Below are 25045 nucleotides of genomic sequence, written 5' to 3' on the forward strand. Positions count from 1 at the left end.
AATGAGTGACATGAGCAAGCTCGGCGTCGGCGTCATCGGATGCGGCAACATCTCGACGATCTACCTGCGGAACATGCCGAACTTCCGCGATCTCAGGCTGGTCGCCTGCGCCGATCTGCGCCCCGAGGTCGCGCGCGACCAGGCCGGGCTGTTCGGCATCGAGGCCTTGACGATCGAGGCGCTGCTGGCGCGTCCCGACATCCAGATCGTCGTCAATCTCACCACCCCCAACGCGCATTTCGCGGTCAGCCACGCCGCGCTGACCGCCGGCAAGCATGTGTTCGGCGAGAAGCCGATCACGGTCGAGGCCGCCGATGCAGCCGCGCTGGTCGCCGAAGCTGCGCAGCGCGGCCTCAAGCTCGGCTGCGCGCCCGACACGTTCCTCGGTGGCGGCGGCCGGACCGCGCGCGAGCTCGTCGATGCCGGCAGGATCGGGAAGGTGCTGTACGGGACCTGCTTTCTGATGTCGCACGGGATGGAGCACTGGCACCCGGACCCCACCTTCTTTTTCAAGCCTGGCGGCGGACCCATCCTCGACATGGGGCCTTATTACCTGGCGGCCCTGATCAATCTGTTGGGATCGGTGACGCATGTGCAGGGACGCGCGAGTTCCGGCTTCGCCACGCGGCTCGTCTCCTCGAAAGGGCCGATGAACGGCAAGTCGATTACGGTGGAGACTCCGACGACGGTGATGGCGCTTCTTCACTTCGAGACAGGCGCCGACATCGTCTTCACCATGAGCTGGGACGTGTGGAAGCACGGACATGCACCGATCGAGCTGTACGGCACCGAGGGATCGCTGCGCGTGCCGGATCCGAACTTCTTCGGAGGCGTGGTGCAATATACCGAGAAAAGCAGCGACTGGATTTCGCTCGCAGCCGATGACCGCGCGTTCGGCAAGCCGAATTGGCGCTCGCCGAACTGGCCCGATCACATGCCGAGCCAGGCCAATTACCGCTGCCTCGGTGTCGCTGACCTCGCCAGCGCGGTGTTGCATGGCACGCCGCATCGCGCCTCCGGCGCGCTGGCAAGCCATGCGCTCGAGGTGATGCACGCCACCCTGAAGGCGGGTGTCGAGGGCGGCGAGATCGCCGTGCAATCGCGCGTCGATCGGCCCGCCGCCATGTCCGAGACCGACGCCCTGGCGCTGTGGGCGGCGGAGACGTTCTGAGGCCCGACAGGGGTGGCGGCCTCGCCGTATCGTTGCTCAGGCCGCCACGCGAAACAAGCAAGAAGGAATCATGCGATGAAGATGATCAAGGGACCGGCAATTTTCCTCGCCCAGTTCGCATCCGACACGGCGCCGTTCAATTCCTTCGATTCAATCTGCAAATGGGCCGCCTCGCTCGGCTATATCGGCGTCCAGATTCCGAGCTGGGATGGGCGGCTGTTCGACCTGAAGAAGGCGGCGGACTCGCAAGGCTACGCCGACGAGGTGAAGGGTGTCGCTGCCCGTCACGGTCTCGCGATCACGGAGCTTTCGACCCATCTCCAGGGCCAGCTTGTCGCCGTTCATCCGGCCTACGACGCCGTGTTCGACGGCTTCGCCGTGCCTGAAGTGCGCGGCAATCCGAAAGCGCGCACCGAATGGGCCGTCGACCAGGTCAAGTCGGCGATCCGCGCCTCGAAGCGCCTCGGGCTCAGCGCGCACGCGACTTTCTCAGGCGCACTCGCCTGGCCCTATATTTATCCGTGGCCGCAACGTCCGCCCGGCCTCGTCGAGGAGGCCTTCGACGAGCTCGCCAGGCGATGGCGGCCGATCCTCGACCATGCCGACGCGCATGGCGTCGATATCGCCTACGAGATTCACCCCGGCGAAGATCTGCACGACGGCGTCTCCTATGAGATGTTCCTCGAAAGGGTGAACAACCATCGCCGCGCCAACCTGCTCTACGACCCCTCGCACTTCGTGTTGCAGCAGCTCGACTATCTCGACTACATCGATATCTACCACGACCGCATCAAGGCCTTTCACGTCAAGGACGCCGAGTTCAACCCGACCGGCAGGCAGGGCGTCTATGGCGGCTTCCAGAGCTGGGTGAACCGGGCCGGCCGCTTCCGTTCGCCGGGTGACGGGCAGATCGATTTCGGTGCGGTGTTCTCGAAGCTGACGCAGTATGATTACGGCAGTTGGGCCGTGCTCGAATGGGAATGCGCGTTGAAGCATCCCGAGGACGGTGCGCGCGAGGGCGCCGAGTTCATCAAAAACCATATCATCCGCGTCACCGAAACGGCCTTCGACGATTTCGCCGGCGCCGGCACCGACGTCGCGATGGTCCGCAAGGTGCTCGGCATCTCCTGAAAGCGAGGCAACAGATGGCAATCGAGGCAGGCAACGAGACCGGGGGTCACCGCCGTATCCGGCTCGGCATGGTCGGCGGCGGGCAGGGGGCTTTCATCGGTTCGGTGCATCGCATTGCTTTCAGGATCGATGACCAGTTCGAGCTCGTGGCCGGTGCACTTTCATCCGAGCCTGGTCGCGCCAAAGCTTCGGCAAAGGAGCTCGGGATCGCCGCGGATCGCGCCTATGGCAGCTTTGAGGAGATGGCCCGAGCGGAAGCCGCCCGGCCTGATGGCATCGAGGCGGTCTCGATCGTCACCCCCAATCACATGCATGGCCCGGTGGCAAAGGCCTTCCTCGCAGCCGGCATCCACGTGATCTGCGACAAGCCGCTGACCACGACCGTCACGGAAGCCGAGGAGCTGGCGGCGCTGGTGCAAAAGACCGGCAAGGTCTTCGTCGTCACGCATAATTATGCCGGCTATCCCATGATCCGCCAGGCCCGCGCCATGGTGGCATCAGGTGATCTCGGCGAGATCAGGCTGGTCCAGGCCGAATATCTCCAGGACTGGTTGACGGAGCGGCTTGAGGCCACGGGCCAGAAGCAGGCGGCATGGCGCACCGATCCGGCCCGCTCCGGCGCCGGCGGCTGCATCGGCGACATCGGGACTCATGCCTATCATCTCGCGTGCTTCGTCAGCGGGCTCCAGCTCGACGAACTGCTCGCCCAGCTCTCGACCTTCGTGCCGGGGCGGCTGCTCGACGACGACGTCCAGATCCTTCTGAGGTGGAAGGGTGGTGCCAAGGGCATGCTGTGGGCGAGCCAGGTCGCGGTCGGCAATGAGAACGGCTTGAAGCTGCGCGTCCACGGCACCAAGGGCGGTCTCGAATGGGCGCAGTCCGATCCGAACTATCTCTGGTTCACGCCCTACGGCCAGCCGAAGCAGCTGCTGACCCGCGCAGGCGCTGGCGCGCTGCCGGAGGCGGGCCGCGTCAGCCGCATCCCGTCAGGTCACCCCGAAGGCTACCTCGAGGGATTTGCGACCATCTATGCCGAAGCCGCGCGCGCCATTCGCGCCGCCGCGGCCGGCGTCGAACCCGATCCGGCGGTGATCTATCCGACGGTGCATGACGGGCTTGCCGGCATGAAGTTCATCGACGCCGCGGTGAAATCATCCGCGGCCAATGGCGCCTGGGTCCGCGTCGGTTGATAAGCTCCGCCCGCAAGGTTTGCAGACAATTTGAGCCTGCTGCTGGCCGTCAGCGACGTTGCCGAGCGCTTCGTCGAGATCCGCTCGGTACGGCAAGGCGGACCGGATTTGTGCCCGTTGAGTTCTTCGCATTTTGGTCCGAAGGGGCCAATAGTCGATGACACATCCTAACGTCCAAGGCACAGCTCTGCGGCGGGTTGCGCGGCGTTCGGATTGATCGGAAATGACAAAGGCCGATCAACCATCAGCATACGTTCGCTTGGCTGCGGAGCGTGCCGTGGGCCTCGCTCGGCGACTTCAGCCGCCTAGCGACGCCCGGCAGCTTTCGAGTCTTCCTTCTGGATCCCGAGGTCTTGTCGTTTGGCCCCTTTCGCCACCGGAAGCCGCCAACCACGTCTGATCGCCATGACCCGAAGCAGGAAGCATGAGATCAGCGCGACTGTCGTCACCGCAGCCACCGGTAACTGCAGCACGTGGCCGATCACCACGATGGCAGCTGCCGCCAGCGCAGCGACCGCGTAGAGGTCGGCGCGCAGGACGGTTGGTATCTCGGCGAGCAGCACGTCGCGCACCATGCCGCCGCCGATCCCGGTAACCATTCCAAGGACGGTGGCCATCACAGGATTGAGCCCGAACGATAGCGCCTTTGACGAGCCTGTGACGGCAAAAAGGGCAAGTCCCGCTGCGTCGAGATAAAGTACCGCGTTCGACATCCGGACGATGACGGGCGAGAAGTAGAAGGTGACGAGCCCTGCGACGAGCGAGACGCCCAGATAACGCCAGTCGCCGACGGCTCCCGGAGGCACCGCGCCTATCAGGAGGTCGCGGGTGATACCCCCCGAGTTTCCTGCTGCGAAAGACAAGACCATGACGCCGAAGAGGTCTAGACCGCGCTTGGTCCCCGCCAATGCCCCGCTGAGTGCGAAGACGAAAGTCCCGGTCAGGTCGAGTACGACAGGCAGCTTGTCCATCACTCGGCTTTCCTTGCCTTAACCCTCGAGCGAGTGAGGGCGGTCCGGCGCTTAGCGTTCACTATGCCGTAAGCCAGGCGCGGGCGGCAACGACCAGCGCTTCGACGCCGGTCCGCAGCGTCGGGTGAAGAACGGGGGCGAATTTGGGACTATGGTTCACCGGAAGTTCGTTGATTCTATTCGCATGCTTGGCCTTCGCGTAAATTTCCGGATCGGTGCCGCCGACGAACCAGAAGACCGAGGGCACATGCCATTCTGAACCGAACGAACCGAAGTCCTCGCTGGCAGGGGCTGGTCCTGTCGCCCGGACACGGTCGGCGCCAAAGTGACTCCGGAATGCGTCCACCACCCGGCTGGTGGCTTCCTGGTTGTTCACGTTCAGAGGGTAGCGATCGATGGTCGTGATCTCCGGCGGCCGCGGCGCTCCAGAAGCTGCTGCCTCGGCATTGGCGATTCGCTCGATCGCAGCCAGCATCCGTGAGCGCACGCCGGCATCGAAGGTCCGCACGTTCAGCTTGATGATGGCTTCGTCCGGGATGACGTTTTCCTTGGTGCCTGCCTGCAGGACGCCCACTGTCAGCACCGCGGCGTCAGCGGCAGCCAGTTCGCGCGAGACGATGGTCTGCAGCCGTAGCACGGTCGAAGCGGCCATCACGACGGGATCAATGCTGGCTTGCGGCATCGAGCCGTGCGCGCCTCGTCCGAACAGGCGTATCTGCAAGCTGTCCGCCGCTGACGTGATCGCGCCGGCGCGGCCGGCGACCGTGCCGGAAGGGCCAACCATGACATGCTGGCCCAGGATCACGTCAGGTTTCGAAAAGCGCTTGAACAGACCGTCGTCAATCATGGCCTGCGCGCCTTCGCCCGTTTCCTCCGCGGGTTGGAAGACCGCCATGAGCGTGCCCCGCCAAGAGGTCTTGGCTTCCGCCATAAGCTTAGTGGCGCCCGCAAGCCATGTGACATGCATGTCGTGGCCGCACATGTGCGACACTGGCACCGTGTTGCCGTCCTTGTCCGTCGCCGTCACCTTGCTCGCATACGCAAGGCCGGTCGCTTCCTGAATCGGCAGCGCGTCCATGTCGGCGCGCAGCATGACCGTGGGTCCCTGGCCGTTTCGAAGAAGTCCAACGACCCCGGTCTTACCTATACCGGTCGTCACTTCGTAGCCGGCGGCGCGAAGCCGGTCCGCCGCCAATCCCGCCGTGCGAGTTTCCTGCATGGAGAGCTCCGGATGCGAGTGTACATCCTTATAGACAGCTTCCAGATCGGGAAGCATTCCGTCGAGGGTTTGCAGAGCCTTGGTCTCGCTCATGGTTCCGATCCTTGTGAGATTTCGCCGAGCTAACTTGCGGCGGTCTGGGATAGCCCATGGTCGCTTTTCCGTTACCGCTTGCTGTTGGCTACGATCCACGATTCAAATGCATCCATGAACTGCTGCAGGAACTTGCGCGTCCCCTCGTTGACGAGCTTGCCATCAGCGTCGAAGAGCTTGTCGGCTCCGCCGAGATAGGCTTCCGGCTGCGGCATCGCTGGCACGTTAAGAAACACCAGAGACTGCCTCAAATGGTGGTTAGCACCGAATCCGCCGATGGCTCCCGGCGAAGCGCTGACGACTGCTCCAGGCTTGCCGTTCCAAGCGCTCCTGCCGTACGGACGCGATCCGATATCGAGCGCGTTCTTCAGTGCGGCCGGCACTGACCGGTTGTGCTCGGGCGTGACGAAGAGAACGGCATCTGCAGCCCTGATGCGCTCACGAAAAGAAGTCCATACAGCAGGCGGCGCCTCGTCACTATCTTGGTTGTAGATCGGGAGCTGGCCTATTTCGATGTCACTGAGCTTCAATGACGCGGGGGCGAGCTGGCCTAGCGCATTCGCCAGTTTGCGATTAATAGACTGCTTCCGGAGACTGCCAACGAGCACCGCGACGTCGCGTGTTTCCGTCATGGTATGCCTCCTTCGGCATCGTTGATCGCGGACGCGCCAAATTCACCAAATCGCAAGCGGCGCCGCATCCTAATTCTTCAGCAGAAAAGCGTCATCTGCGCTGGTCCGGTAGGAGTGCAAGTCACCCCCTCAACGGGCAGAACCGTTCTGGTGCTTCCGAATAAGACCGGCCGAACATGCCAGCCCTTGTGACCTTTTTGAGCGACTTCTTTGCTGGTGAGCCCATCTTGCATCCCGAACCTGCAGAGGTTCGCGCTGTTCCAACACAACACCGTGCTCGCCGCCCACGGGGTCATTGATAAATCCTATCGCTTCACGAGTCCGGAATTGGCCCGAAGGCGAAGGTCGGCTCCGCTGTCCCGTACGTCGGCAGCCGGGATTAGACCGGTCATCCCAAAAGCGCGGCCAAATCGACACGAATGACCCTAACCGGCCATACAGCTACGGGAACTTTATTAGAGCGTTCGCCTGCGCCGCTTGGCCCAAACACCTCGGACTTTCGATCGTTTGCGGCTGCTTCTCTCGACAGTCTCCAATACCCGGGCGCGGAGATTCCGAAGTTCTGCAAGTTGAGAGTTGAGAAGCCAGACCCGTTGGTTCAAGATGACCATACGGTCGCAAATCCGCCCACGACGACTCATTATAAGCCCCAAGAGCTGCAACTGCTGAAAAATACTGACGTCCGTAAAAGCACGTTCAGTTGGAGGCTAGCGTCGTTTTACGTAAAAGATGTGAAGCGGCACACATGCGGCAGGAAAAGTATTCTTCAGTGCAGCCGTCATAAATCCGTAATGTTAGGGCACAGAGCTTCTCGTGGGTGACGGCCTTGTCTGTTGTGGCATCGTCGCCAGTATGGGAGTGCGACATGACGGAAAATACGCAATTGCAGGAAGATCGACGCAGCCGTTTATTGGAAGCCGCGAGCCGCGAGATGGCGCGGTTTGAGCGGCAAGAGAGCGAATTTCGCAAGAAGGATCGCGAGGAGCGCGCGGCCGCATTACGGCTTCCATTGGACCAGATCAATTAGGTGCGTCACATCACCCTCATCTGGCTTCTTTAGCGTGAACGTGCGCCGGGCCGCTCCCTCGTGCTTGCGACCTCGCCGTCCATGCGTTTGCCTTGAAAATAAAGGTCCATCACGTCGGGGTTTACAGAGTGCTCGGCTCGCCGCGCCTCGGCTGCAATGAGTTCAGCATCTAGCGCGTTGGCGAGCCGCGCAATAATCTCGTCCTGCATATCGTCCAACGATAGTACACTGTACGACGGATCAGACGGTAGTGCCAAACACGTTTTGACAGACGCGCGCCCAACCTGACGCCCACTTGTGGCCCTTCGCTGCCGCATCCCACGGCTGAGGATATGTCGGCTATCAGGGTCAGATCGGGCCTAACTTAACTGGGCTAAACCTTTCGCGATTGCCCCGAAGCGGACTTGTTGGCCGTTCTCAAATCTGTGCTGGCAGAGGTTGTTTCTACGCGAACGGTGACCGACGCCGTGTACTAATTCTGTCAATACTGACTTACAAAACGTGGAGGTTGGCATCACCTTCAGAGAAACATTACACCCATCCGGAAGGGTGCGCGCCAGGCCACCCGACAGGACAACTTCAGACCGTGCTCTGGGATGATCAAATCGAAGCTGGCGGGTATTCGGTCGGTCCCGTCAAAGAATTGCAGCGCCGCACCCGAAGTCGAGATATCACGGATCATGCAGGTGATCTTCTTTCCAGCTCTCTCGATGTGCGCCGGCATAGCCGTGCGAACACGCGGTGCATTACGTGTCTCAACCATCGGTCTAACCGCTACAGCAGTCCCCCAAATTGATCCGTATTCGTCAACCGTCTGATTGATCCAGAGCAGTGCCGCCCGGCTATCCAGCCACAATATTGGTCTTCCTCTCCTTCGCCCGGAGTCATGTGCAACAGGAAGCAGTTTTCGCCGCATCGAAATAACGTGTCGCGCGCTTGACGCTCATCTAAAGATTGAACGTCAAGATACGGATATACGTGCGTTGCAATAAGCTTCATGGCTGAAACCTACTTGGAGTAGCTTCACGCGAAAGCTCAGCTCAGTTGATCAACCATCTGACGGGCACGGGCGATGTCATCGATCAGGTGTTCCGCTTGCTGAGTGAATGCAAGGATACACGGATCATCCTTGAAGTCAGACAGAATGATCTGAACGCACCTGTTGGTAAGATCGAGGATCCATAGAGCGCGACGCATGTCTCTTTGGCTCTGAAGATCTACTTCATGCAGATCAGACAATACGTTTGTGAGTCCATGAAGCCGACGAACAGCGGGATGAAATGCAGAAAACCCTCGAACGCGCGGGAAATCGACTAGTTTGGACACCGTTGTCCTCCAAGAATCAAAATATGCATGTAGTATTACGGTAGTAATTTAACGCAACCCTAAGTTTTCGTCGGAACGCTATCGGTTTTCGGCGAGATACGGTAGATCCTTGAAACTGGATTCGGTGGCGATCCTTCAGTTTCCGAACAAGGGGTGGTTCAACTCGGTGGCGGACGGCTCCTGCAAACCCGCGAACTATTCATGAAATTTTTCAAGGCTTAGCGGGACAGTCACCGGCAAGCGGCGCCGTGCCATCAAATTTACCGCTGCTTCGGACTTTACAGCTTGCTGCTGACGCACAGACGGTCAGTGCGGGCTCAAGCCGCCTGATTCAAAACGGATAGCGCTCCAGACCGGCGCGTCGCCTTTTGGCCCTTAGCGTCGAACCTTAACCCTCGGCCTGGCGTCGGCTCTTCGGGGTAGGCCGGATGTGGTCGCGGTCATGGCCAATCGACGCGAATGGCTCAGAGCGGACGCGATCCGTGGTGCCTGCCCACCGAGTCTAAGCTGAAACCTCCGCTATTGCTTTTTCTCGCCCCGCATGTCCTGGCCGTTCTGGTGAAGAACAAGGTGAGAGATTTGCGCGGCATCAGTTGCGAAGAACTCCAACTGGGCGTCCACGACCTTCGTGAAGAACCTGCTCTGAGACTCAGGAAAGAGCGGGATTTTTCGCTGATGGGGCGCCTGCGACATCAGTTGTCCATCCTCCAGGGTGATGGTGAGCGAGAATGTGGGCGTGAGCTCGTAGATGCCGGTGTAGGTCGAGAGGATGGCTGGATCGACCTTGACGCTCGTCCGGACGATCGGATGAAAATCCGGCCAGCCATAGACCGAGGCGATGCTGCGCAGGATCTCGCTGGCCAATAGCTGACCGCCTTGCGCGTTGGTCATGATGACCGCTCCATCGCCACTCTGCTCATAGGCGGCGAGCACTGCTTCAAAACCCTCGTCGATGCCACCGTGCGAGAAGAAGGGATTCTCCGGCGAGCCGCCGATCGGTAAACCCAGACCATGGTTGCCTAGACCGGCGACGAGCATCTGCTTGGTCATCTCAGCCGAAAGCACGCGATTCGAGTCCCCGCGCAGCGAACGCTGGATCTCGATTGCGTATCGCGCAAGGTCGGTCGGCGTCGTCCAAAGTCCGGCAGCCGCCATTTCCGGATAGATGTGGAAGCCGCCCTCTACGGGGGTGCCGTTAGCTTTATAGGGCGTTGCCGCGCCGGAGCGCAGCTCCATTGGCAGCGGTTGTTCGTAGGTGCTGCGGACCATGCCGATCGGCGCCAGCACAGTGTCGTGCATGAGCTTGGGGAACGGTTGATGCGAGACGTCGAGCAGCAATTGCTGCATCACCGTGTAGCCGCCGCCGGAGTATTTCCAACGGCTTCCCGGAGCAGCCTCCAGGCGAACGGGGGCGGTGTTGGCTGGCTTCTCTCCATCCAGGACTTGGACGAGCGTGGGAATCGGAGCACCTGCCGCGTAGCCGGGAAACCCGTGCACAGTGAGCCCGGCGGTGTGACTGAGCAACTCACGTAGCGTAACCACGGCTCCTGGCGCGGCCGCGCTTGCGGGAATCCTCCACGAGGTCAGTGCCTGATTGACGTCCGAGTCGAGCGCCAGCTTGCCTTGCTCGACGAGATGAAGCGCAGCCATCGCCGCGACCGGCTTGCTGATGCTGCCGGCCTGGAACAGGGTATCGGCCGTGACGGGGCCGCCTCCGACTTGTGCGACGCCAAATCCCTGCGCCCATTCGATGGCGCCATTATGGATCACGGCAATGCTGACGCCCGGCACTCGATAAGCGGCCATGCGGTCGTGGAGCGCTTGACACGCATGAGGATCGTCCTTCTCCACGACCTTCGTCTTGAGGCACGCGGCGACATCATTGATACGACGTTGGATTTCTGGCGAGGGCATCGTCTGAGCCACGATCTCTTCTGGTTGAAAGCACAGTCCGGCGACGCATAGCAATGCGGCCAACAAGCGTAATCGCGACACAATCATCGGTTGCTTCCATTATAGCAATCGACCTTAGCTTAGCCCGACCGCGTAAACGAGAAGATTCTGCAGTTGGCCGATCAGCGAGGTCGTGGAGCGCTTCGGCAAGCTTCGCTTCATGTGGCAAGGCGGACTAACTCGGATTGAAGTCTTCGCGTTTTTGACCCATCGCCGACTTCGGTAGGCCGAGGTGGGTGGCGCCGTGGAAGGCCATTTCTCGGCCGGCGCGGTGCTGATGGGCCATGCCTGCACGCGGTCTTGCTGCGCTTGCACACCGGGTCCAGGCCGGAAGGACGGCGCGCCATCAAGCAAATTAGCAACGCTCCGGCTTTTCCGGGCGGCGAAATGCTGTAGGCTGCGAGTTGTGNCCCGCCACTTCAATAAAAATGTACACGGGAGGGACCTATGGAGATTCGGAAGCTTGCGACAGCTGCTGCGTCGGCCGTCGCCTTGTGCGCCTGGTCGGGCATCGCCAGCGCCGGCCCGTATGACGGCGTTACGATCAACATCCTGACGCGTCCGGGGCCTGTCATCGCCGGCGCAGTGTCCCAGCGCGGCAAGGAGTTCGAGAAGCTGACGGGCGCCAAGATCATCGTCAATGAAGTGCCCTATGCCGAGATCTTCCCGAAGGTTCAGCAAGACTGGTCCTCGGGAACCAATTCCATTGATGTTGCGGTCTTCGCCGCCGGCTGGGGCGTCGAGCTCGCGGCGGCTGGGCTGCTCGAAAACCTCGATCCCTACATCGCGAAGGACAGCAAGATCGATCTCCCGGACATCGCGCCCTATTTCCGCGAATTTGCCCAGAAGATCGGCGGGCATACGATGGTGATCCAGGTCGATGGCGACTTCCAGATGGTCTATTATCGCAAGGACATCCTGGAAAAGAACAATCTGCAGCCGCCCAAGACCTGGGACGACTATCTTGCCATTGCCAAGGCGATCAACGGCCAGGACATGAGCGGTGACGGCAAGCCCGGCTACGGCTCCTGCATCTTCAAGAAACGGAACGCGCAGAGCTATTTCGCCGTGCAGACGATCGCTTCGACGATCGTTCAGACCCAGGGCACGGCCCAGGGCTTTCAGTTCGACAACGCCACGATGAAGCCCCTGATCAACAATGACGGCTGGAAGAAGGCGTTCGAGCTCTACAAGGAGACAAGCAAATACGGACCGCCGGAAGAACTGAACATGGACATCGGCGACACAAGGGCGTTGTTCAAGTCGGGCCGCTGCGGCCTTCTGATCGAATGGGGCGATCCGGGTCCGCTCCAGCTCGAAGACGACGCAAAGGGGATCAAGAACAAGCTCTACGCCACCAATGTCGGTTCGAAGGAAGTTCTTGACCGCAAGACCGGCAAGCTTGTTCCGGTCAGCAAGGAGTCCGCACCCTATGCGATCGACGGCGTCAACTATGCTCCGTTCTCGGCCTTTGGCGGCTGGGGAGGCGCCGTCAACGCCAAGTCCGATCCCAAGGTCAAGCAGGCGGCCTACGACTTCTTGTCGTATATCAGCCAGAAAGAGCAATCCAACGTCGACGTGACCATGGGCTGGACAGGCTTCAACCCTTACCGCCTCAGCCAGCTCAAGAGCACGGACCTTTGGGTGAAATCGGGCATGGATGAGGGCCTCGCCAAGAACTACATGGGCGCCATCAACGATGCCCTCAAAAACCCCAACATGGCGTCGGACCTCAAGATTCCCGGTGCGCAGCAGTACACCGGCGTTGTGCTCGACACGGAGCTGGCGCGCTATATGGCCGGCGAGATCACGGTGGACGAGGCCTTGAAGAACATCGAGGCCGGCTGGGAGAAAATCACCAAGGACTTCGGCCGCGACGAGCAGGTCAAGCAGATGGCGCTCGCTGTCGGTCCTGCGAAGTGAGCGAGCCTGATGTCTGAGGTTACAGTTACGAGCCAGCCGGGGATTTCCCCGGCTGGACTCTCTCGGGGCGAAAGCTGGGGCGAATGGTTTGACCGCCATTCGCGAACGTTTTTCATCGCGCCAGCCGTGACACTCGTCCTGCTCTTTGCGATTTTCCCGACCTTCTACACGATCGTCTTCGCGATCAGTCATGTCAGGTTCTCCGCCACCGGTCTCAAATTCCGGACGGTCTGGTTCGAGAACTTCGCGGCCCAGTTTGCCGGCAACCAGCAGGTTCACTTCCTCGGCCGCTTCACGACCATGAGCGTCGCCGGCTGGGTCTTCAGCCTCCTGATTGCCGGCGCTCTGTTGTGGTGGCTCTATCGCGCTGTCGTCAGCGGCGTCGGCTGGGTCGGCCTCGCCGGGCGGTTGATCAGCGCCGCCATGGCGATGTTCATCGCGCTTCTCTTCGCCGCCACGCTGCTGTCAGGCAATCAATGGGGCACGCTGCTCAATACCCTGTTCTATGTCGTCGTCGGCTGCTCCATCCAGTTCGTCATCGGCCTGATGCTGGCCTTCCTGTGTTCGCAGCCCGTGAGCGGCAAGAATTTCTTCAGGGTGCTGTTCTTCATCCCGCTCATGATCACCCCCCTCGGGGTCGGCTATGCCTTCAAGATGATTCTCGATGTGACCAAAGGTCCGTTCCAGCCGTTCTGGCAATTGGTCGGTCTTGGGAATTGGGCCTGGTCGACCGACGCCTGGGCCGCGCGCTGGTTTGTCATCCTGGGCGACTCCTGGCAGTGGATCCCCTTCATCTTCATCGTCTTGCTGGCCGCACTGGAGAACGTGCCCAAGGATCATGTCGAGGCCGCTCAGGTCGATGGTGCCTCCAGCTTCCAGATCTTCCGCGAAATCACCTGGCCGCAGATCCTTCCGGTCGCGGCAACCGTCATGCTCATCCGCATGATCGAGGCGTTCAAGATCGTGGATCTGCCGAACATCATGACGGCGGGAGGGCCCGGGATCGCGACCGAGTCGATGACATTGCATTCGCTGTTTCTCTGGCGGTCCAACAACATGGGTGATTCTGCCGCCGTGGCATATCTTCTCCTGATATTGACCGTGGTCGTGTGCTCCTCGTTCTTCAACTATGTGGTCGTCAAACGGTTGCGCAGGGCGCGGGCATGAGCGGGGCGACTGACAGGATGTCCAAGCCGCAGCGGTCCCTCAGGCAACGGCTGTTCGAGCCGCCTGCGGTGGGCAAGATGTCCCCGGTGGCCAACCTTGTGGCCTGGGCCATCCTGTTGTTCTGGTCGCTGTTCGTGCTGTTTCCGATCTATTGGGTGGTCATTACCGCCTTCAAGGATGCCTGGACCGTCAATAACGGGCCGTTCTTCATGCCCTTTGTCGATTTCCAGCCGACGCTGAAGGGTTGGACGGCGCAATTCGCAACGGACCCCTATTGCGATGCCTATTCGATCGGCCGCCAGCTTGTCCTGCTGCTCAACAATCTCGTCGCCTTCATTGTTTCGCCCGTCATCAAGATCGAAAGGATGGAGCCGCAGATTTGCAAGGTTTACCTCGCCTACACCAATTCCTTTGTGATCAGTTTCGGCGCCACCGCGCTTTGCATTGCGGTCGGATCCATGGCCGCATACGCGCTGGCGCGCATCAGCTACAAGCCGAAGTTCGGGAATATCGTGATGTTCGTGCTGCTGGCCCTGTCGGCCATCGTCGCGTCCAATTATTTCGACGTTCACTGGGCGATTTCAGGCACCACTGGCCTCGCTCTGTTTTTCCTTCTGGCCCGCAGCCTGGGGCGTCGTTTCAAGACCACGCTCGGAAACAACGACATCCTGTTCTGGATCGTATCCCAGCGCATCCTGCCGCCGATCGTCGTCATCATTCCCGTCTACATGATGTTTCAGTCGGTCCGCATGATCGACACGCACTTCGCGCTGATCATCGTCTATGCCGTCGCCAATCTGCCGATCGTGGTCTGGCTCATGCACGACTTTTTCGCCAATCTTCCCGTTGAGCTGGAGGAATCGGCACAGCTCGACGGCTCGTCACGCTTCGAGATCTTTTGGGACATCGTGTTGCCCTTGACCCGTCCGGGGCTCGCTGCAACCACCCTGCTGACGCTGATCCTCAATTGGAACGAGTATCTCTTTGCGATCTTCCTCACCACCGCGCGGGCCCTGACCATGCCGATCATGGTTGCCGCCAAGAACACGGGCGAGCGGGGCATTCTCTGGTGGGAGATGTGCGCCATCATCATGATCATGATCCTGCCGGTGATCATCATGGCCATCGTGCTGCAACGCTATATCGCCAAGGGCGTCCTGCTTGGCGCGGTCAAGGGATGAGCGGATGAACAAAGCGATGTCGGCCGCCGCTCGCCAATTCCCGGTCCGCCAGGTCCCGGTCCGTTTCGACAAGGTGCGGAAATCTTTCGGGAGCGTGAAGGTGCTCGAGGAATTCGATCTGGAGGTCGCGCCGGGCGAATTCCTGGTGCTGCTCGGCGCGTCCGGATCGGGAAAGACCACTGCGCTGCGCATTCTCTCCGGGCTTGAGACCGCCAGCGCCGGTCGCGTCTTGATCGGCGACCGCGATGTCACCGACATTTTGCCCAAATACCGCGACATCTCCATGGTGTTTCAATCCTACGCGCTTTACCCGCACAAGACCGTGGCCGAGAATATCGGCTTTCCGCTCAAGGTTCGCCGCGTTCCCGAAGCCGAGCGTGCCGCCGCGATCAAGGAGGCTGCCGCCCAGGTTCAACTTCAGAGCCTGCTCGATCGCTATCCCCGTGAGCTGTCCGGAGGTCAGCGTCAGCGGGTCGCGCTTGCCCGCGCCATCATCCGCCGCCCCTCGGTGTTTCTGATGGATGAGCCGCTGTCAAATCTCGATGCCAAGCTTCGCGGTCACATGCGCGCCGAGCTGAAGCACATGCAGCAGTCGCTCGGCATCACGACCATCTATGTGACGCACGACCAGATCGAAGCCATGACCCTGGCCCACCGGGTCGCGATCCTGGAAAAGGGCGTCTTGCAGCAGCTCGACACGCCGGCGAACACCTACAATGATCCCGCCAATCTGTTCGTCGCCCAATTCATCGGTTCGCCGCCGATGAATATCATCCATGGGGCTCTGGACGGCACAGCCTTCATGGGCCACGGCGCCCGGCTGACATCACCGGTGTCAGGCAGGATCGCCAGGGCCGTCCTCGGGGTGCGCCCTGAGGACTGCACCATCGTCGAGCCCGACAAGGGCGATCTGAAGGGCGAGATCTACGCCAACGAGCTGATCGGCGACCATACGCTGGTGACGGTCAAGGTCGAAAGCGACTTCATCGCCGTGAAGGCCCCCAAGCAGTTTGCCGGCAGGCAAGGCGAGCGCATCGGTGTCTCGCTGACGCCGTCACGCACGTTCGTTTTCGATGCCGAAAGCGGCGCGCGCGTGCGGTAAGCGGACAGCTGCGCAGGTCCGCGACATGCCGATGCGGCGCCGACCGCCCGGCGCCGCATCGCCACGCGACACCCCGCTATTTGATCGCCTCGGCGGCCTGCTCGATAAAGCCGACCACATCGTCCGGATGCGACAACATCACCGCGTGACTGCTCTGGATTTCGCGAAGCTGAGCGCCCGCCCTGTTGGCCCCTGCGCGCTGCAGGCTCGGCGGGATCATGTGATCCTGCGTCGTCAGCATGAAATAAGTCGGCTTCTGCTTCCAGGCCGGATTGGTGATCTTGGTCTGCACCGCGGCAAGCCCCCAGGGCACCTGCGCCGCAGCCATGAAGGTCGTCAGCGAAGGATCGACATCCGCCGCAAAGGCGGTCGGAAACTTAGCTTGGTCGACGAGCAGGAAGCCGTCTTGTGGTGGCAGCAGCGGCGCGCTTGGCTCGCCGGCGTGAGGTTTCGAGGCCACATCGAACGCGGACTCGCCTGCGTCAGGAGCGTATGCCGCGAGGTAAACCAGGGCCGCGACCTTTGGATCGACCCCGGCCTCGGTGATGACAGCGCCGCCATAGGAGTGTCCGACCAGCAGCACCGGCTTGGTGGCTCTGGCGATCGCCTGCTTGGTCGCGAACACATCGCCATCGAGCGTGATGGTGGGATTTTGCACGAGAAGCACTTCGTAGCCGTCGCCGGTCAGCTTGTCATAGAGTGGCTTCCAGCCGGAGGCATCGACGAAGGCCCCGTGCACCAGCACGATCGAGACGGGCTTGCCGGCGCGCGTCTGGGCGGAGGAGGGAAGGCTGACGGACATGGCGAGGAGGGCTCCAAGGATCAGGTGTTTTATCAGGTGTTTCATGGCGATACCTTTTCGGCTGACGAAACGTTCGAAGCTTTCGTGTTGACGCGGCGGCGGTCCAGCGCAGCAATCAGCGCACTCGCCAGAGGATGGTCGGAGCGCGGATTCTGGCCGGTGATCATCTCGCGATCTTCGACGACGTGGGGCGCGAAGTCCGGCCCGGTGTTGACCTCTGCGCCCGCGATCGTCAGCGCGGAGGGCATGTCGAAATAGAGCTGGCCATGCAGGATCTGCTCCTCGATCGGCTTCTCCTCGCTGCGTGAATAGACCGTCATCCTGTAGCCGGCATATGGCCAGCCTTTGCCGAGCTCGGCCGCTCGCGCGGTATCGCCGGCGATCAGTGCGGCACGAAACTCTTTCGGGCGCGGCAGGGCGGCCATGGATGCGATCGGACCGTGGCAAAGGAATGCCGTTGGCCGCGAATGCGCATGAAAGAAGCGCAGGATCTCGCCGAGATCGCCGTCTTGCATGAGATCGACCACCGGCGCCTGTCCGCCCGGCGCGAAGAACCCGTCATATTGGTCGAGCCCGCCGTCGATCAGGGCGCGCAGGGTCGAGACCTTGTTCAGGACCGGGCTGGTGTCGTAGAACTCCCGCGCCCGGCGATACGCCTTTTCATCGTCGAAATGCACCACCTTATCGGAAGCGGGATCGATGTGCGGCTTGCTGCCATCAGGCGTCGCGAAGGCGATGTCGTACCCGGCGTCGACCAGCGCCATCACCGGCACGACGAGTTCGTTGAGATACTGGCCGGTCGGGCCGGTGCCGCCGCCTCTGATCTCGATCCTGTTGGCATTGGACCCGGCCACAAGGACTTTTCCTTTGGACATTGTGCTGATTCCTGACTTGAGTGTGGAGACTCCTCGCCGAGCCGATTGGCCTCGCGTCGTTTCTCCGACCCGACGACTATAGGCCCGTGGGCGGAGCGAGCCGGTTAAATCAGGTAAATCCGCCGTTCACGGCAGCGCCGGAGCAAAAGCAGCGCTTTGGACTCCGCGACATCTTGCTCGCTGCAATCGTGCTTTTTCAAAATCGCTCTGTTCAGCGGGGTTGTGACGCATGATAGCCTAGGGAACTGTGCCATCGGTTGGCAGTGAGAATGCGGACCACCACTGAGACATTGCAAAGCGGCCGACGTCGGGAGGAACTGACGTTTTCCTTCGGGCCATTCCGGTTGGTGCCGCGCCGCCAACTTCTTCTTCTCGATGGCCAGCCGGTCAAAATGGGCGGCCGCGCCTTCGAGTTGCTCCAGGCGCTGGTGCAGCGCTCCGGCGAGCTCGTCAGCAAGGATGAGCTGATGGAGGCCGCCTGGCCCGGCACCTTCCTCCACGACAGCAATCTCAAGGTCAATATGTGGAGCCTGAGGCGCTCGCTCGGCGACACGCAGGTCGAGCCCGCCTACATCGCGACGGTGGCGCGGCGCGGTTACAAATTTATCGCGGAGGTGCAAGCCAGCATCGGCGAGATCGAGGGTGATCCTGTCAGCACGGAGCCGGCCTATGTGTCCAGGCCGCCTTTGTTGCGCGACATCGTCGGCCGCGAGGCCGAAATCGCCGATCTTGCCCGGACCTTGATCGAAACCAGGCATGTCACCCTGGCCGGGCCAGGCGGGGTCGGCAAGACAACTGTCGCCACCGCAGCGGCACGGGTCTTCGCATCCAGCTGCCGCGACGGCGTGTGCTTCGTCGACGTCGCGACGATTTCCGATCCGATGCTGTTTGGCACCGCGCTGGTCACGGCGCTCGGCATCAGGGGCAATTCGGACAACGCCACGACTGCCGTCATGGATTATTTGAGGTCGCGGCAGATGCTGGTCGTTCTGGACAATTGCGAACATGTGTTACCTGCCGCCACCATGTTCGCCGGCCGGTTCATGACGGACACATCGTCGTCCAGGCTGCTGGCCACCAGCCGGGAGCCGCTCGGCACTCCCACCGAGCATCTGGTGCGGCTGGGTCCGCTTGGCTTGCCGGGGCCTGGTTGTGCCCTGGCGACTGATCAGGCCATCAAATTCCCCGGTGTGCAGCTGTTTGTCCGCCGCGCCGCAGAATGGTCGGACTACCAGTTCGTCGATGATGACTGCGAAGCGATCGCCCGGATCTGCCACGCCCTCGACGGCCTTCCTCTGGCCATCGCATTGGCGGCAGCCCAGATCGGCAGGTTCACGCCTCGCCAACTGGTGGCGCAGCTCGATCAGACCCTTGGCTTCCGCGCCCCCGTCACCGACGGCGCGACTCCGCGACATGAGACGCTGATGGCGACGATCGACTGGAGCTTCAAGCTGCTGTCGCCGAGGGAAGCCAGGTTGTTCGGCCTGCTGTCGGTGTTCAGTGACGCGTTCGAGGCCGAGGATGCGGTTTTCGTCGCCGAGGCGGCGGGGCTCACGCCGGTCGACGTCGTCACTGGCCTCGGCAGCCTGGTGGCCAAATCGCTGCTGAACGCACAGGCGCAGGGAGCCAGCCTCCGCTATCGGCTGCTCGACAGCACAAGACGTTACGCAGCGGAGCGCCTTTTGGCTGATCCGGCTTGCCGGCAGGCTCTGCACCGTCATGCACAGCGCGTTCTTGCGGTGTTCGAACAGTCCGAGGAGGAGTGGAACTGGCGCGAACCGGCCGATTGGACGCAGCGCTATCTTGGTCGCATCGCCGATTTGAGGGCCGCCTTGTCATGGGCGTTTGGGAAGGAGGGCGATGCCGTTCTCGGGATCAGGCTGACGGTTGCCGGCATCACCTTGTGGTCGGAGACCTCGATCCTCTCCGAGGCGCAGTCGCGATTGGAGTTCGCGCTTGGCCTGGCCAAGTCCATTGCCTGTGACGATCTGCTGCGGGCAAAGCTCGCTTGCGCGCTGGGATGGAGCCTGTTCTACGCGCGCAAGCTCTCGAACGAAAACCAGCTTGCATGGCTCGATGCCATTGCCTTCTCAAGAAGCGCCGGAAACGTCGAGTACCAGCAACGTGCATTGGTTGGGTTTGCCTTTTACCTGCTGCAGATCGGCCAGATCCCGCGTGCGCTGACCTACCTTGACGAAGCCACGGCGCTGGCCGATCGGGACCGCGACCTGACGGCGACATCCGAAGCCGATCGGGCGTGGGCCTGGGCCCACGCCTTCGCCGGCGAATTGAGCAAAAGCCGCCTGGTTCTGGATCGTCTCGCGGCCACCTATTCGCTGGCCGAGGGCCGTTCGCGGAAAGATGCGAACGAGGTCTATCGGTTCATCACGGTTCGCTTCAATCTGCCTTTCGTGGCGTGGATGCAGGGGCAAGCCGAGTATGCGGCGAAGCTGGCTGACGATGCCGTCGAGGCCGCCGATCGCGGCGGTCATTGGGTGTCGCAGTCGAATGCGCTTGGCCTCGCCGCGCTTCCGGTCTCGCTCGAGTCAGGCAATTTGGCGGCGCTCGCGCATTACACCGAGCGGCTTCGTCGCAATCTGGAGCGGGAGCGCATCTCGCGCTGGATTGCGGTCGAACGCTATTTCTCGGCCTGCCTGCGCGATCTGCGCGGGGATCGCGAGGCGGTGGAGGACATCCGTGCCGCGATCGAGGAATTGATCGACTGTCGTTTTCTGATGCGGATCGGCAGCTATCTCGCCACTCTCGCCCGCGCCTATCTGCGACAAGGGCGGATTGTGGAGGCCCGCAAGGCGATCGCAAGAGCTATCCGCCATCAGGAAGATCAGGGAGAGCGCTGGTGCCGCTCGGAGCTTTGGCGGGTCGAGGCGTCCGTCCTCTTTCATGAAGGTGAACCGCAGCTTGCCGAAAGCCTGTTGCTTCAGGCGCTCACTGAAGCCCGTGCGATAGGAGCCAAGACATTCGAGCTGCGCATCGCCACCGATCTTGCCGCGCGCTGGATCGCGACCGGCCGCAGGCCGAAGGCCATCCGGTTGCTTCGGCCGCTTTACGAAGAGTTCACCGAGGGCTTCCAAACCCAGGATCTCGTTGCCGCGTCGCACCTGCTGCAGGGTGCGCGAGCTTGCGCGTAGGGAGAAAGCCACGCTCGTGAGCGAAGATGCCGTCGGCTCGCTGGTGGGATGTGGTATCAGAGGCCAATCGATCGGAGCGAGCCTCGTGTCGTGTGTTCTCAGACCGCACCAGGTTGAAGAGCTGCCGGCACTCTCTGCCTTGTGCCTCCGGTCCAAAGCTGTTTGGGGCTACGACCAGGACTTCATCGAAGCCTGCCGCAGCGAACTCACCATTGAACCCGGTGAAACGCAGTCGAGTACGATTGCCGTGGCGGAAGAGAACGGCAGGATTGTCGGCATAGCCCAGATAAAGGTGACCGGCGACGAAGCAGACCTTTTGAAGCTGTTCGTCGAACCAACCATGCTTCGCGGCGGTGTGGGAACAAAGCTATTCCACTGGGCTATCGGCGAAGCAGCTCGAATGGGTGCCTCGCGCATGTTGATCGAAGCCGACCCGGACGCCGCACCATCCTATCGACGCATGGGCGCCAAGGACTGCGGCTTCGCCCCATCCGGCTCGATACCAGGCAGAATGCTTCCCAAACTGGTCAGAGAGTTGTGATCGGCGAGACTTGCGTGTTGGGCCCGTAGCCGACCCGTTGTGCTGTCCGTCGATTGGCCAGCTTGTCACCACAGGCGAACCGCATCGTGGTAAGCTCGGAGGCGCGGATGCGGCATACCAAGCGCTTGGAGCGCGCGATGCTCAGTACACGTTTCACGAAACTGGTAGGGTGCACGATCCCGATTCAGCTCGCTGGCATGGGAGCGGTAGGCTCGCCGGAACTAGCTGCCGCCGTTTCCGAAGCCGGCGGCTTGGGCATGCTCGGGACCGCGCGCGCCGGCCTCAATCCAACGACTCTCGCCCCCCTTCTCCATCGTACGCGGGAACTGACCCGTGGCCCATTCGGAGTAAACTTCATTATCCGACCGGGCGGCGCCCCTTCGCAATCCCGCGCGCACCAGTGTGTTGAGCAAGCTGCCAAGGTTGGCCGGGTTGTCGAGTTCTTCTACAGCGATCCGAGTGCGGAGTTCGTCCGGATTGTCCATGAGCAAGGTGCGCTGGCATCGTGGCAAGTCGGGTCGGCCGACGAGGCCCGGAAGGCGGCAGCTGTCGGATGCGATATGATTGTCGCGCAGGGGATCGAGGCGGGTGGTCATGTTCGCGGCACAGTGGGGCTCATGCATCTCCTTTGCGAGGTGCTCGACGCCGTGCCCGAGATTCCTGTTCTCGCTGCCGGCGGCATTGGCACCGGCCGCGCAATGGCCGCTGCGCTGGCCGCTGGCGCAGCCGGCGTGCGCGTGGGGACGCGCTTTGTTGCTGCCGCCGAGGCGGATGTCCATCCCATCTACGTCGATGCGCTTATCGCCGCGAGAGCCGAGGATAGTATCTATACTCGCACGTTCCATGTTGGATGGCCCGAAGCCCAGCATCGCGTCTTGCGCTCCGCCATTGAAGCAGCTGAGGCGCTACAGGAAGACAGCATTGGGAGCGTGGTTGACATCGGCGGATCGCACCGTACCGTTCCACGCTTTGCGGCAACCGTAGCGGACAGAACCGCAACAGGGCACGTCGATGCGATGGCCCTCTATGCCGGCCAATCGGTCAGCGCAGTGACGCGTATTATGCCGGCGAGAGAAATCGTTCGCGAACTGGCCGAGGAGGCAGAGGAATTTCTGCGCCGTCCCATTGAGCTGCACGCTGCCAAAACAAGAGGTCGCTGAGCCCCAGCAATCGGACAGCTCCGCTTCTAGGAGGCAACAGATGGGCCCCGGGGGCTGCCCCGCTTTTGACCCAAAACGGGACATCTCGGGGACTGACGGGGCCGAAAGTAGCTCCGTTCACCACATTTAAACCTTAAGATTCTACGAAAGAGGCTTAAACCCACCGGCCGCAGGAACATGCAAACAACCTTCGGACAGAAGCCATTCGTAGACTTCGGGCAATGAAGGTTTGGCAGACCAGCTGCATCGTGGCTGTGATCGCAGCCGTGGGGTTCTATCTGGCCGGCGCAAACAGACCGGCCGCGACGATGCCTGATGTCATCCCGCAAGCGGCAGCGAACGTGCCGGCCCCAGCGGACATGGTGACGCCGGCGCTCTACGCAGAAGCATCCGCCAGACTTGCAGCAGCGCTTCGGGCAGAAAAAGAAGAGCTTGGCTCGGTGACGTCGTCGGTGACGTTGGCAGCCCCCGGGCCCTTGAGCACCGGAACTGAAATCGCCGACGAACCCGTCGGGCCGAAACTGGCGTCGTTGGAACAGGATATCGTCCAGCCGCTGCCGGCAGCACGCGGTGCCTCCGAGGATGCTCCGAAAGCGGCGACGACGCCGGATTTCCGTTATCTGATCTACTACATCTGGTCCGAGGTGCCGCCCGCAGAGAAGCCGGCGGAGACCGTCTTGCGTGCGTTCAAGGACATCCCGGTTGGAACGCCGGCCGAAGAGATCAAGCGCGCTGCCGATGCCTTTGGTCTCGATTTCAATTTCATGATGGCGGTTGCCAAGATCGAATCCGGTTTCAACCCCAATCAACGCACCGGGTCGTATATCGGCCTGTTTCAACTGAGCCAATATGAGTTCGGCAAGTTCGGCTTCGGGAATATTCGCAATCCCCGGGACAATGCCGTTGCGGCCGCCTACAAGATCATTACCGAAGGCGTCCAGTTCGAGTGGATCACGCACCGCAAGCCGGACATGAGCGATCTCTACCTGATCCATCAGCAAGGCTGGGAAGGCGCCGCCGAGCACATCAGCCGGCCCGCTCGCACCGCCTGGAAATCCATGTGCGCCACCAGCGAAGGCAAGGAGAAGGGCGAGAGGTGGTGCAAGCGCGCGATCTGGGGCAATGCACTTCCGGCGTTCAAGCGTAGCTGGAAATCGGTGGACAACGTGACGTCGGAAGCGTTCGTCGGTATGTGGCGCGGCCGGGTTGCCGAATTCTACACCAAATATGTGGCGACCGCCGCAGCGGCGGCGAACCCATCCGTGTCGCCAGGGACAGACGTGGGCAGCGGAGTTCGCTAGTCTGGCCGGCGAAAATCCAGGGAGCCCGCCTTGAGCACCGCGCCGCGCGTCGATATCGACCCCACCTCGTTCTGGGACGATCCCTATCCGATGCTGGCAAGAATGCGGAAAGAGGCGCCGATCGCCTTCGTGCCGCAGCTCGGCTCGACATTGCTGACCAGCCGCGACGACATCTCGATCTCGGAGAAGCAGATCGACGTGTTCTCTTCGCACCAGCCCGCCGGCCTGATGAACCGGCTGATGGGACACAACATGATGCGCAAGGATGGCGAAGCGCACCAAATCGAGCGGCGCGCGATGTTTCCGACGGTGTCACCGAAGACGGTGAAGGCGCACTGGACGGCGCTGTTCCAGGCCCATGCCGATCGCATTCTCGATTCCCTCGAACCCGGCAGCCGGATCGATTTCATGGCCGACTTCGCACTGCCGTTCTCCGGCGAGTGCCTGAAGTCGATCACCGGCCTCACCAATATCGGCTTCGCCGACATGGATGCCTGGTCGCAGGGCATGATCGAGGGCATCGCCAATTACAGCGGCGATCCCGCGGTCGAGGCGCGCTGCCACGCTGCGACGTCCAGCATCGATGCGGCGATCGACGACATCCTGCCGGTGATGCGCAAGAACCCCGACCAGAGCATTCTGGGCGTGCTCCTTGCGTCCGGCATGAACATGGAGAGCGTGCGCGCGAATGTAAAACTCGCGATATCGGGCGGCCAGAACGAGCCGCGCAAGGCGATATCAGGCACGGTGTGGGCGTTGCTGACGCATCCCGAGCAGCTCGACCTCGTGCGCAAAGGCGAAGTGTCATGGCTGCAGGCATTCGAGGAATATGCCCGCTGGATCTCGCCGATCGGCATGTCGCCGCGGCGCATCGCAAAGCCGTGGAGCATCCGCGACGTGTCGTTCGAGACTGACGAGCGCGTGTTCCTGATGTTCGGCTCCGCCAATCGCGACGAGAAGCATTTTGAGCGCGCCGACGCGTTCGACGTGCGGCGCGACACCTCGAAGAGCGTCGCCTTCGGCGCCGGTCCGCATTTCTGCGCCGGCGCCTTCGCCTCGCGCGCCATGATCGCCGACGTCGCGCTGCCGACGGTGTTCGCGCGCGCCAGGGGACTCGAGCTCGTCGATGAC

The 25045-nt window shown here is 61.7% G+C and carries 21 protein-coding genes and 1 pseudogene; 13 read left to right on the top strand and 9 right to left on the bottom strand.

The window, feature by feature from the left end; genetic code table 11:
* The first annotated feature begins 1 nt into the window (after nt 1).
* The 3 genes from AOQ71_RS35995 to AOQ71_RS36005 all read left to right on the top strand — a co-directional run bounded on the left by AOQ71_RS35995 (nt 2) and on the right by AOQ71_RS36005 (nt 3492).
* Nucleotides 2-1171, top strand: a complete 1170-nt coding sequence (locus AOQ71_RS35995; protein ID WP_057757422.1) for a Gfo/Idh/MocA family protein — start codon at nt 2-4, stop codon at nt 1169-1171.
* 75 nt (nt 1172-1246) lie between these two features.
* Nucleotides 1247-2302, top strand: a complete 1056-nt coding sequence (locus AOQ71_RS36000) for a sugar phosphate isomerase/epimerase family protein (RefSeq protein WP_057757424.1) — start codon at nt 1247-1249, stop codon at nt 2300-2302.
* A 14-nt stretch (nt 2303-2316) separates the two neighbouring features.
* Nucleotides 2317-3492 (top strand): Gfo/Idh/MocA family protein, encoded by a 1176-nt coding sequence (locus AOQ71_RS36005; protein WP_057757426.1) that lies wholly within the window; start codon nt 2317-2319, stop codon nt 3490-3492.
* 305 nt (nt 3493-3797) lie between these two features.
* Here the strand turns inward: AOQ71_RS36005 and AOQ71_RS36010 are convergent, their stop codons facing one another.
* From AOQ71_RS36010 to AOQ71_RS36020, 3 genes are all read right to left on the bottom strand, one after another.
* On the bottom strand, nt 3798-4463 hold the full coding sequence (locus AOQ71_RS36010; RefSeq protein ID WP_057757428.1) for a trimeric intracellular cation channel family protein: 666 nt from the start codon (nt 4461-4463) through the stop codon (nt 3798-3800).
* Nucleotides 4464-4524: 61 nt separating this feature from the next.
* Nucleotides 4525-5775 carry a M20 family metallopeptidase gene (locus AOQ71_RS36015; RefSeq protein ID WP_057757429.1) on the bottom strand — a complete coding sequence of 417 codons (1251 nt, stop codon included), beginning with the start codon at nt 5773-5775 and terminating at the stop codon, nt 4525-4527.
* Between the two features lie 71 nt (nt 5776-5846).
* A complete protein-coding gene (locus AOQ71_RS36020) occupies nt 5847-6407 on the bottom strand; it encodes an NADPH-dependent FMN reductase (RefSeq protein WP_057757430.1) in 561 nt (186 codons plus the stop codon).
* An 865-nt stretch (nt 6408-7272) separates the two neighbouring features.
* Here AOQ71_RS36020 and AOQ71_RS46480 point away from each other — a divergent pair.
* Nucleotides 7273-7434 (top strand): hypothetical protein, encoded by a 162-nt coding sequence (locus tag AOQ71_RS46480; protein WP_083514745.1) that lies wholly within the window; start codon nt 7273-7275, stop codon nt 7432-7434.
* An 89-nt stretch (nt 7435-7523) separates the two neighbouring features.
* Here AOQ71_RS46480 and AOQ71_RS36025 read toward each other — a convergent pair.
* The 4 genes and pseudogenes from AOQ71_RS36025 to AOQ71_RS36035 form a co-directional block, all read right to left on the bottom strand.
* A pseudogene (locus AOQ71_RS36025) lies at nt 7524-7661 on the bottom strand (adenylate cyclase); the annotation flags it as partial.
* A gap of 293 nt (nt 7662-7954) precedes the next feature.
* Nucleotides 7955-8350 (bottom strand): PilZ domain-containing protein, encoded by a 396-nt coding sequence (locus AOQ71_RS50475; RefSeq protein WP_083514747.1) that lies wholly within the window; start codon nt 8348-8350, stop codon nt 7955-7957.
* A gap of 119 nt (nt 8351-8469) precedes the next feature.
* On the bottom strand, nt 8470-8760 hold the full coding sequence (locus AOQ71_RS45680; RefSeq protein ID WP_157083774.1) for a hypothetical protein: 291 nt from the start codon (nt 8758-8760) through the stop codon (nt 8470-8472).
* A gap of 519 nt (nt 8761-9279) precedes the next feature.
* Nucleotides 9280-10761 (bottom strand): serine hydrolase, encoded by a 1482-nt coding sequence (locus AOQ71_RS36035; RefSeq protein WP_083514748.1) that lies wholly within the window; start codon nt 10759-10761, stop codon nt 9280-9282.
* A gap of 399 nt (nt 10762-11160) precedes the next feature.
* Here AOQ71_RS36035 and AOQ71_RS36040 point away from each other — a divergent pair, with 399 nt between their 5' ends.
* From AOQ71_RS36040 to AOQ71_RS36055, 4 genes are all read left to right on the top strand, one after another.
* Entirely contained in the window at nt 11161-12636 is a 1476-nt protein-coding gene (locus tag AOQ71_RS36040; protein WP_057757435.1) for an ABC transporter substrate-binding protein, read from the top strand.
* A 126-nt stretch (nt 12637-12762) separates the two neighbouring features.
* Complete coding sequence (locus AOQ71_RS36045; protein WP_057757437.1) at nt 12763-13803, top strand: carbohydrate ABC transporter permease; 1041 nt, start codon at nt 12763-12765, stop codon at nt 13801-13803.
* Nucleotides 13804-13820: 17 nt separating this feature from the next.
* The gene (locus AOQ71_RS36050; RefSeq protein ID WP_063958339.1) at nt 13821-14984 is read left to right on the top strand and encodes a carbohydrate ABC transporter permease; all 1164 of its coding nucleotides are present in this window, start codon (nt 13821-13823) and stop codon (nt 14982-14984) included.
* A gap of 4 nt (nt 14985-14988) precedes the next feature.
* A complete protein-coding gene (locus AOQ71_RS36055; RefSeq protein WP_245317337.1) occupies nt 14989-16086 on the top strand; it encodes an ABC transporter ATP-binding protein in 1098 nt (365 codons plus the stop codon).
* Between the two features lie 76 nt (nt 16087-16162).
* Here the strand turns inward: AOQ71_RS36055 and AOQ71_RS36060 are convergent, their stop codons facing one another.
* Nucleotides 16163-16888 carry an alpha/beta hydrolase gene (locus tag AOQ71_RS36060; protein ID WP_057757441.1) on the bottom strand — a complete coding sequence of 242 codons (726 nt, stop codon included), beginning with the start codon at nt 16886-16888 and terminating at the stop codon, nt 16163-16165.
* 41 nt (nt 16889-16929) lie between these two features.
* A complete protein-coding gene (locus AOQ71_RS36065) occupies nt 16930-17763 on the bottom strand; it encodes a type 1 glutamine amidotransferase domain-containing protein (RefSeq protein ID WP_057757443.1) in 834 nt (277 codons plus the stop codon).
* Nucleotides 17764-18032: 269 nt separating this feature from the next.
* Between AOQ71_RS36065 and AOQ71_RS36070 the strand changes: the two genes are divergently transcribed.
* The 5 genes from AOQ71_RS36070 to AOQ71_RS36090 form a co-directional block, all read left to right on the top strand.
* Nucleotides 18033-20912, top strand: coding sequence for an ATP-binding protein (locus AOQ71_RS36070; RefSeq protein ID WP_057757445.1), 2880 nt, complete (start codon nt 18033-18035; stop codon nt 20910-20912).
* Between the two features lie 16 nt (nt 20913-20928).
* A complete protein-coding gene (locus tag AOQ71_RS36075; protein WP_162268452.1) occupies nt 20929-21453 on the top strand; it encodes a GNAT family N-acetyltransferase in 525 nt (174 codons plus the stop codon).
* A 107-nt stretch (nt 21454-21560) separates the two neighbouring features.
* The gene (locus AOQ71_RS36080; RefSeq protein ID WP_057757448.1) at nt 21561-22613 is read left to right on the top strand and encodes an NAD(P)H-dependent flavin oxidoreductase; all 1053 of its coding nucleotides are present in this window, start codon (nt 21561-21563) and stop codon (nt 22611-22613) included.
* A gap of 221 nt (nt 22614-22834) precedes the next feature.
* The gene (locus AOQ71_RS36085; RefSeq protein ID WP_057757450.1) at nt 22835-23914 is read left to right on the top strand and encodes a transglycosylase SLT domain-containing protein; all 1080 of its coding nucleotides are present in this window, start codon (nt 22835-22837) and stop codon (nt 23912-23914) included.
* Between the two features lie 30 nt (nt 23915-23944).
* Nucleotides 23945-25045 (top strand): cytochrome P450 (locus tag AOQ71_RS36090; RefSeq protein ID WP_245317338.1); only part of this gene is annotated, 1101 nt, incomplete at its 3' end.

The sequence above is a fragment of the Bradyrhizobium manausense genome, from assembly GCF_001440035.1.
Taxonomy (GTDB): domain Bacteria; phylum Pseudomonadota; class Alphaproteobacteria; order Rhizobiales; family Xanthobacteraceae; genus Bradyrhizobium; species Bradyrhizobium manausense.

Excerpts from the sequence above, each read along its gene's own strand:
- AOQ71_RS35995 (WP_057757422.1), top strand. The coding sequence starts at position 2 with ATGAGTGACATGAGCAAGCTCGGCGTCGGCGTCATCGGATGCGGCAAC.
- AOQ71_RS36000 (WP_057757424.1), top strand. The coding sequence starts at position 1,247 with ATGAAGATGATCAAGGGACCGGCAATTTTCCTCGCCCAGTTCGCATCC.
- AOQ71_RS36005 (WP_057757426.1), top strand. The coding sequence starts at position 2,317 with ATGGCAATCGAGGCAGGCAACGAGACCGGGGGTCACCGCCGTATCCGG.
- AOQ71_RS36010 (WP_057757428.1), bottom strand. The coding sequence starts at position 4,463 with ATGGACAAGCTGCCTGTCGTACTCGACCTGACCGGGACTTTCGTCTTC.
- AOQ71_RS36015 (WP_057757429.1), bottom strand. The coding sequence starts at position 5,775 with ATGAGCGAGACCAAGGCTCTGCAAACCCTCGACGGAATGCTTCCCGAT.
- AOQ71_RS36020 (WP_057757430.1), bottom strand. The coding sequence starts at position 6,407 with ATGACGGAAACACGCGACGTCGCGGTGCTCGTTGGCAGTCTCCGGAAG.
- AOQ71_RS46480 (WP_083514745.1), top strand. The coding sequence starts at position 7,273 with ATGACGGAAAATACGCAATTGCAGGAAGATCGACGCAGCCGTTTATTG.
- AOQ71_RS50475 (WP_083514747.1), bottom strand. The coding sequence starts at position 8,350 with ATGCGGCGAAAACTGCTTCCTGTTGCACATGACTCCGGGCGAAGGAGA.
- AOQ71_RS36035 (WP_083514748.1), bottom strand. The coding sequence starts at position 10,761 with ATGATTGTGTCGCGATTACGCTTGTTGGCCGCATTGCTATGCGTCGCC.
- AOQ71_RS36040 (WP_057757435.1), top strand. The coding sequence starts at position 11,161 with ATGGAGATTCGGAAGCTTGCGACAGCTGCTGCGTCGGCCGTCGCCTTG.
- AOQ71_RS36050 (WP_063958339.1), top strand. The coding sequence starts at position 13,821 with ATGTCCAAGCCGCAGCGGTCCCTCAGGCAACGGCTGTTCGAGCCGCCT.
- AOQ71_RS36055 (WP_245317337.1), top strand. The coding sequence starts at position 14,989 with ATGAACAAAGCGATGTCGGCCGCCGCTCGCCAATTCCCGGTCCGCCAG.
- AOQ71_RS36060 (WP_057757441.1), bottom strand. The coding sequence starts at position 16,888 with ATGTCCGTCAGCCTTCCCTCCTCCGCCCAGACGCGCGCCGGCAAGCCC.
- AOQ71_RS36065 (WP_057757443.1), bottom strand. The coding sequence starts at position 17,763 with ATGTCCAAAGGAAAAGTCCTTGTGGCCGGGTCCAATGCCAACAGGATC.
- AOQ71_RS36070 (WP_057757445.1), top strand. The coding sequence starts at position 18,033 with ATGCGGACCACCACTGAGACATTGCAAAGCGGCCGACGTCGGGAGGAA.
- AOQ71_RS36080 (WP_057757448.1), top strand. The coding sequence starts at position 21,561 with ATGCGGCATACCAAGCGCTTGGAGCGCGCGATGCTCAGTACACGTTTC.
- AOQ71_RS36085 (WP_057757450.1), top strand. The coding sequence starts at position 22,835 with ATGAAGGTTTGGCAGACCAGCTGCATCGTGGCTGTGATCGCAGCCGTG.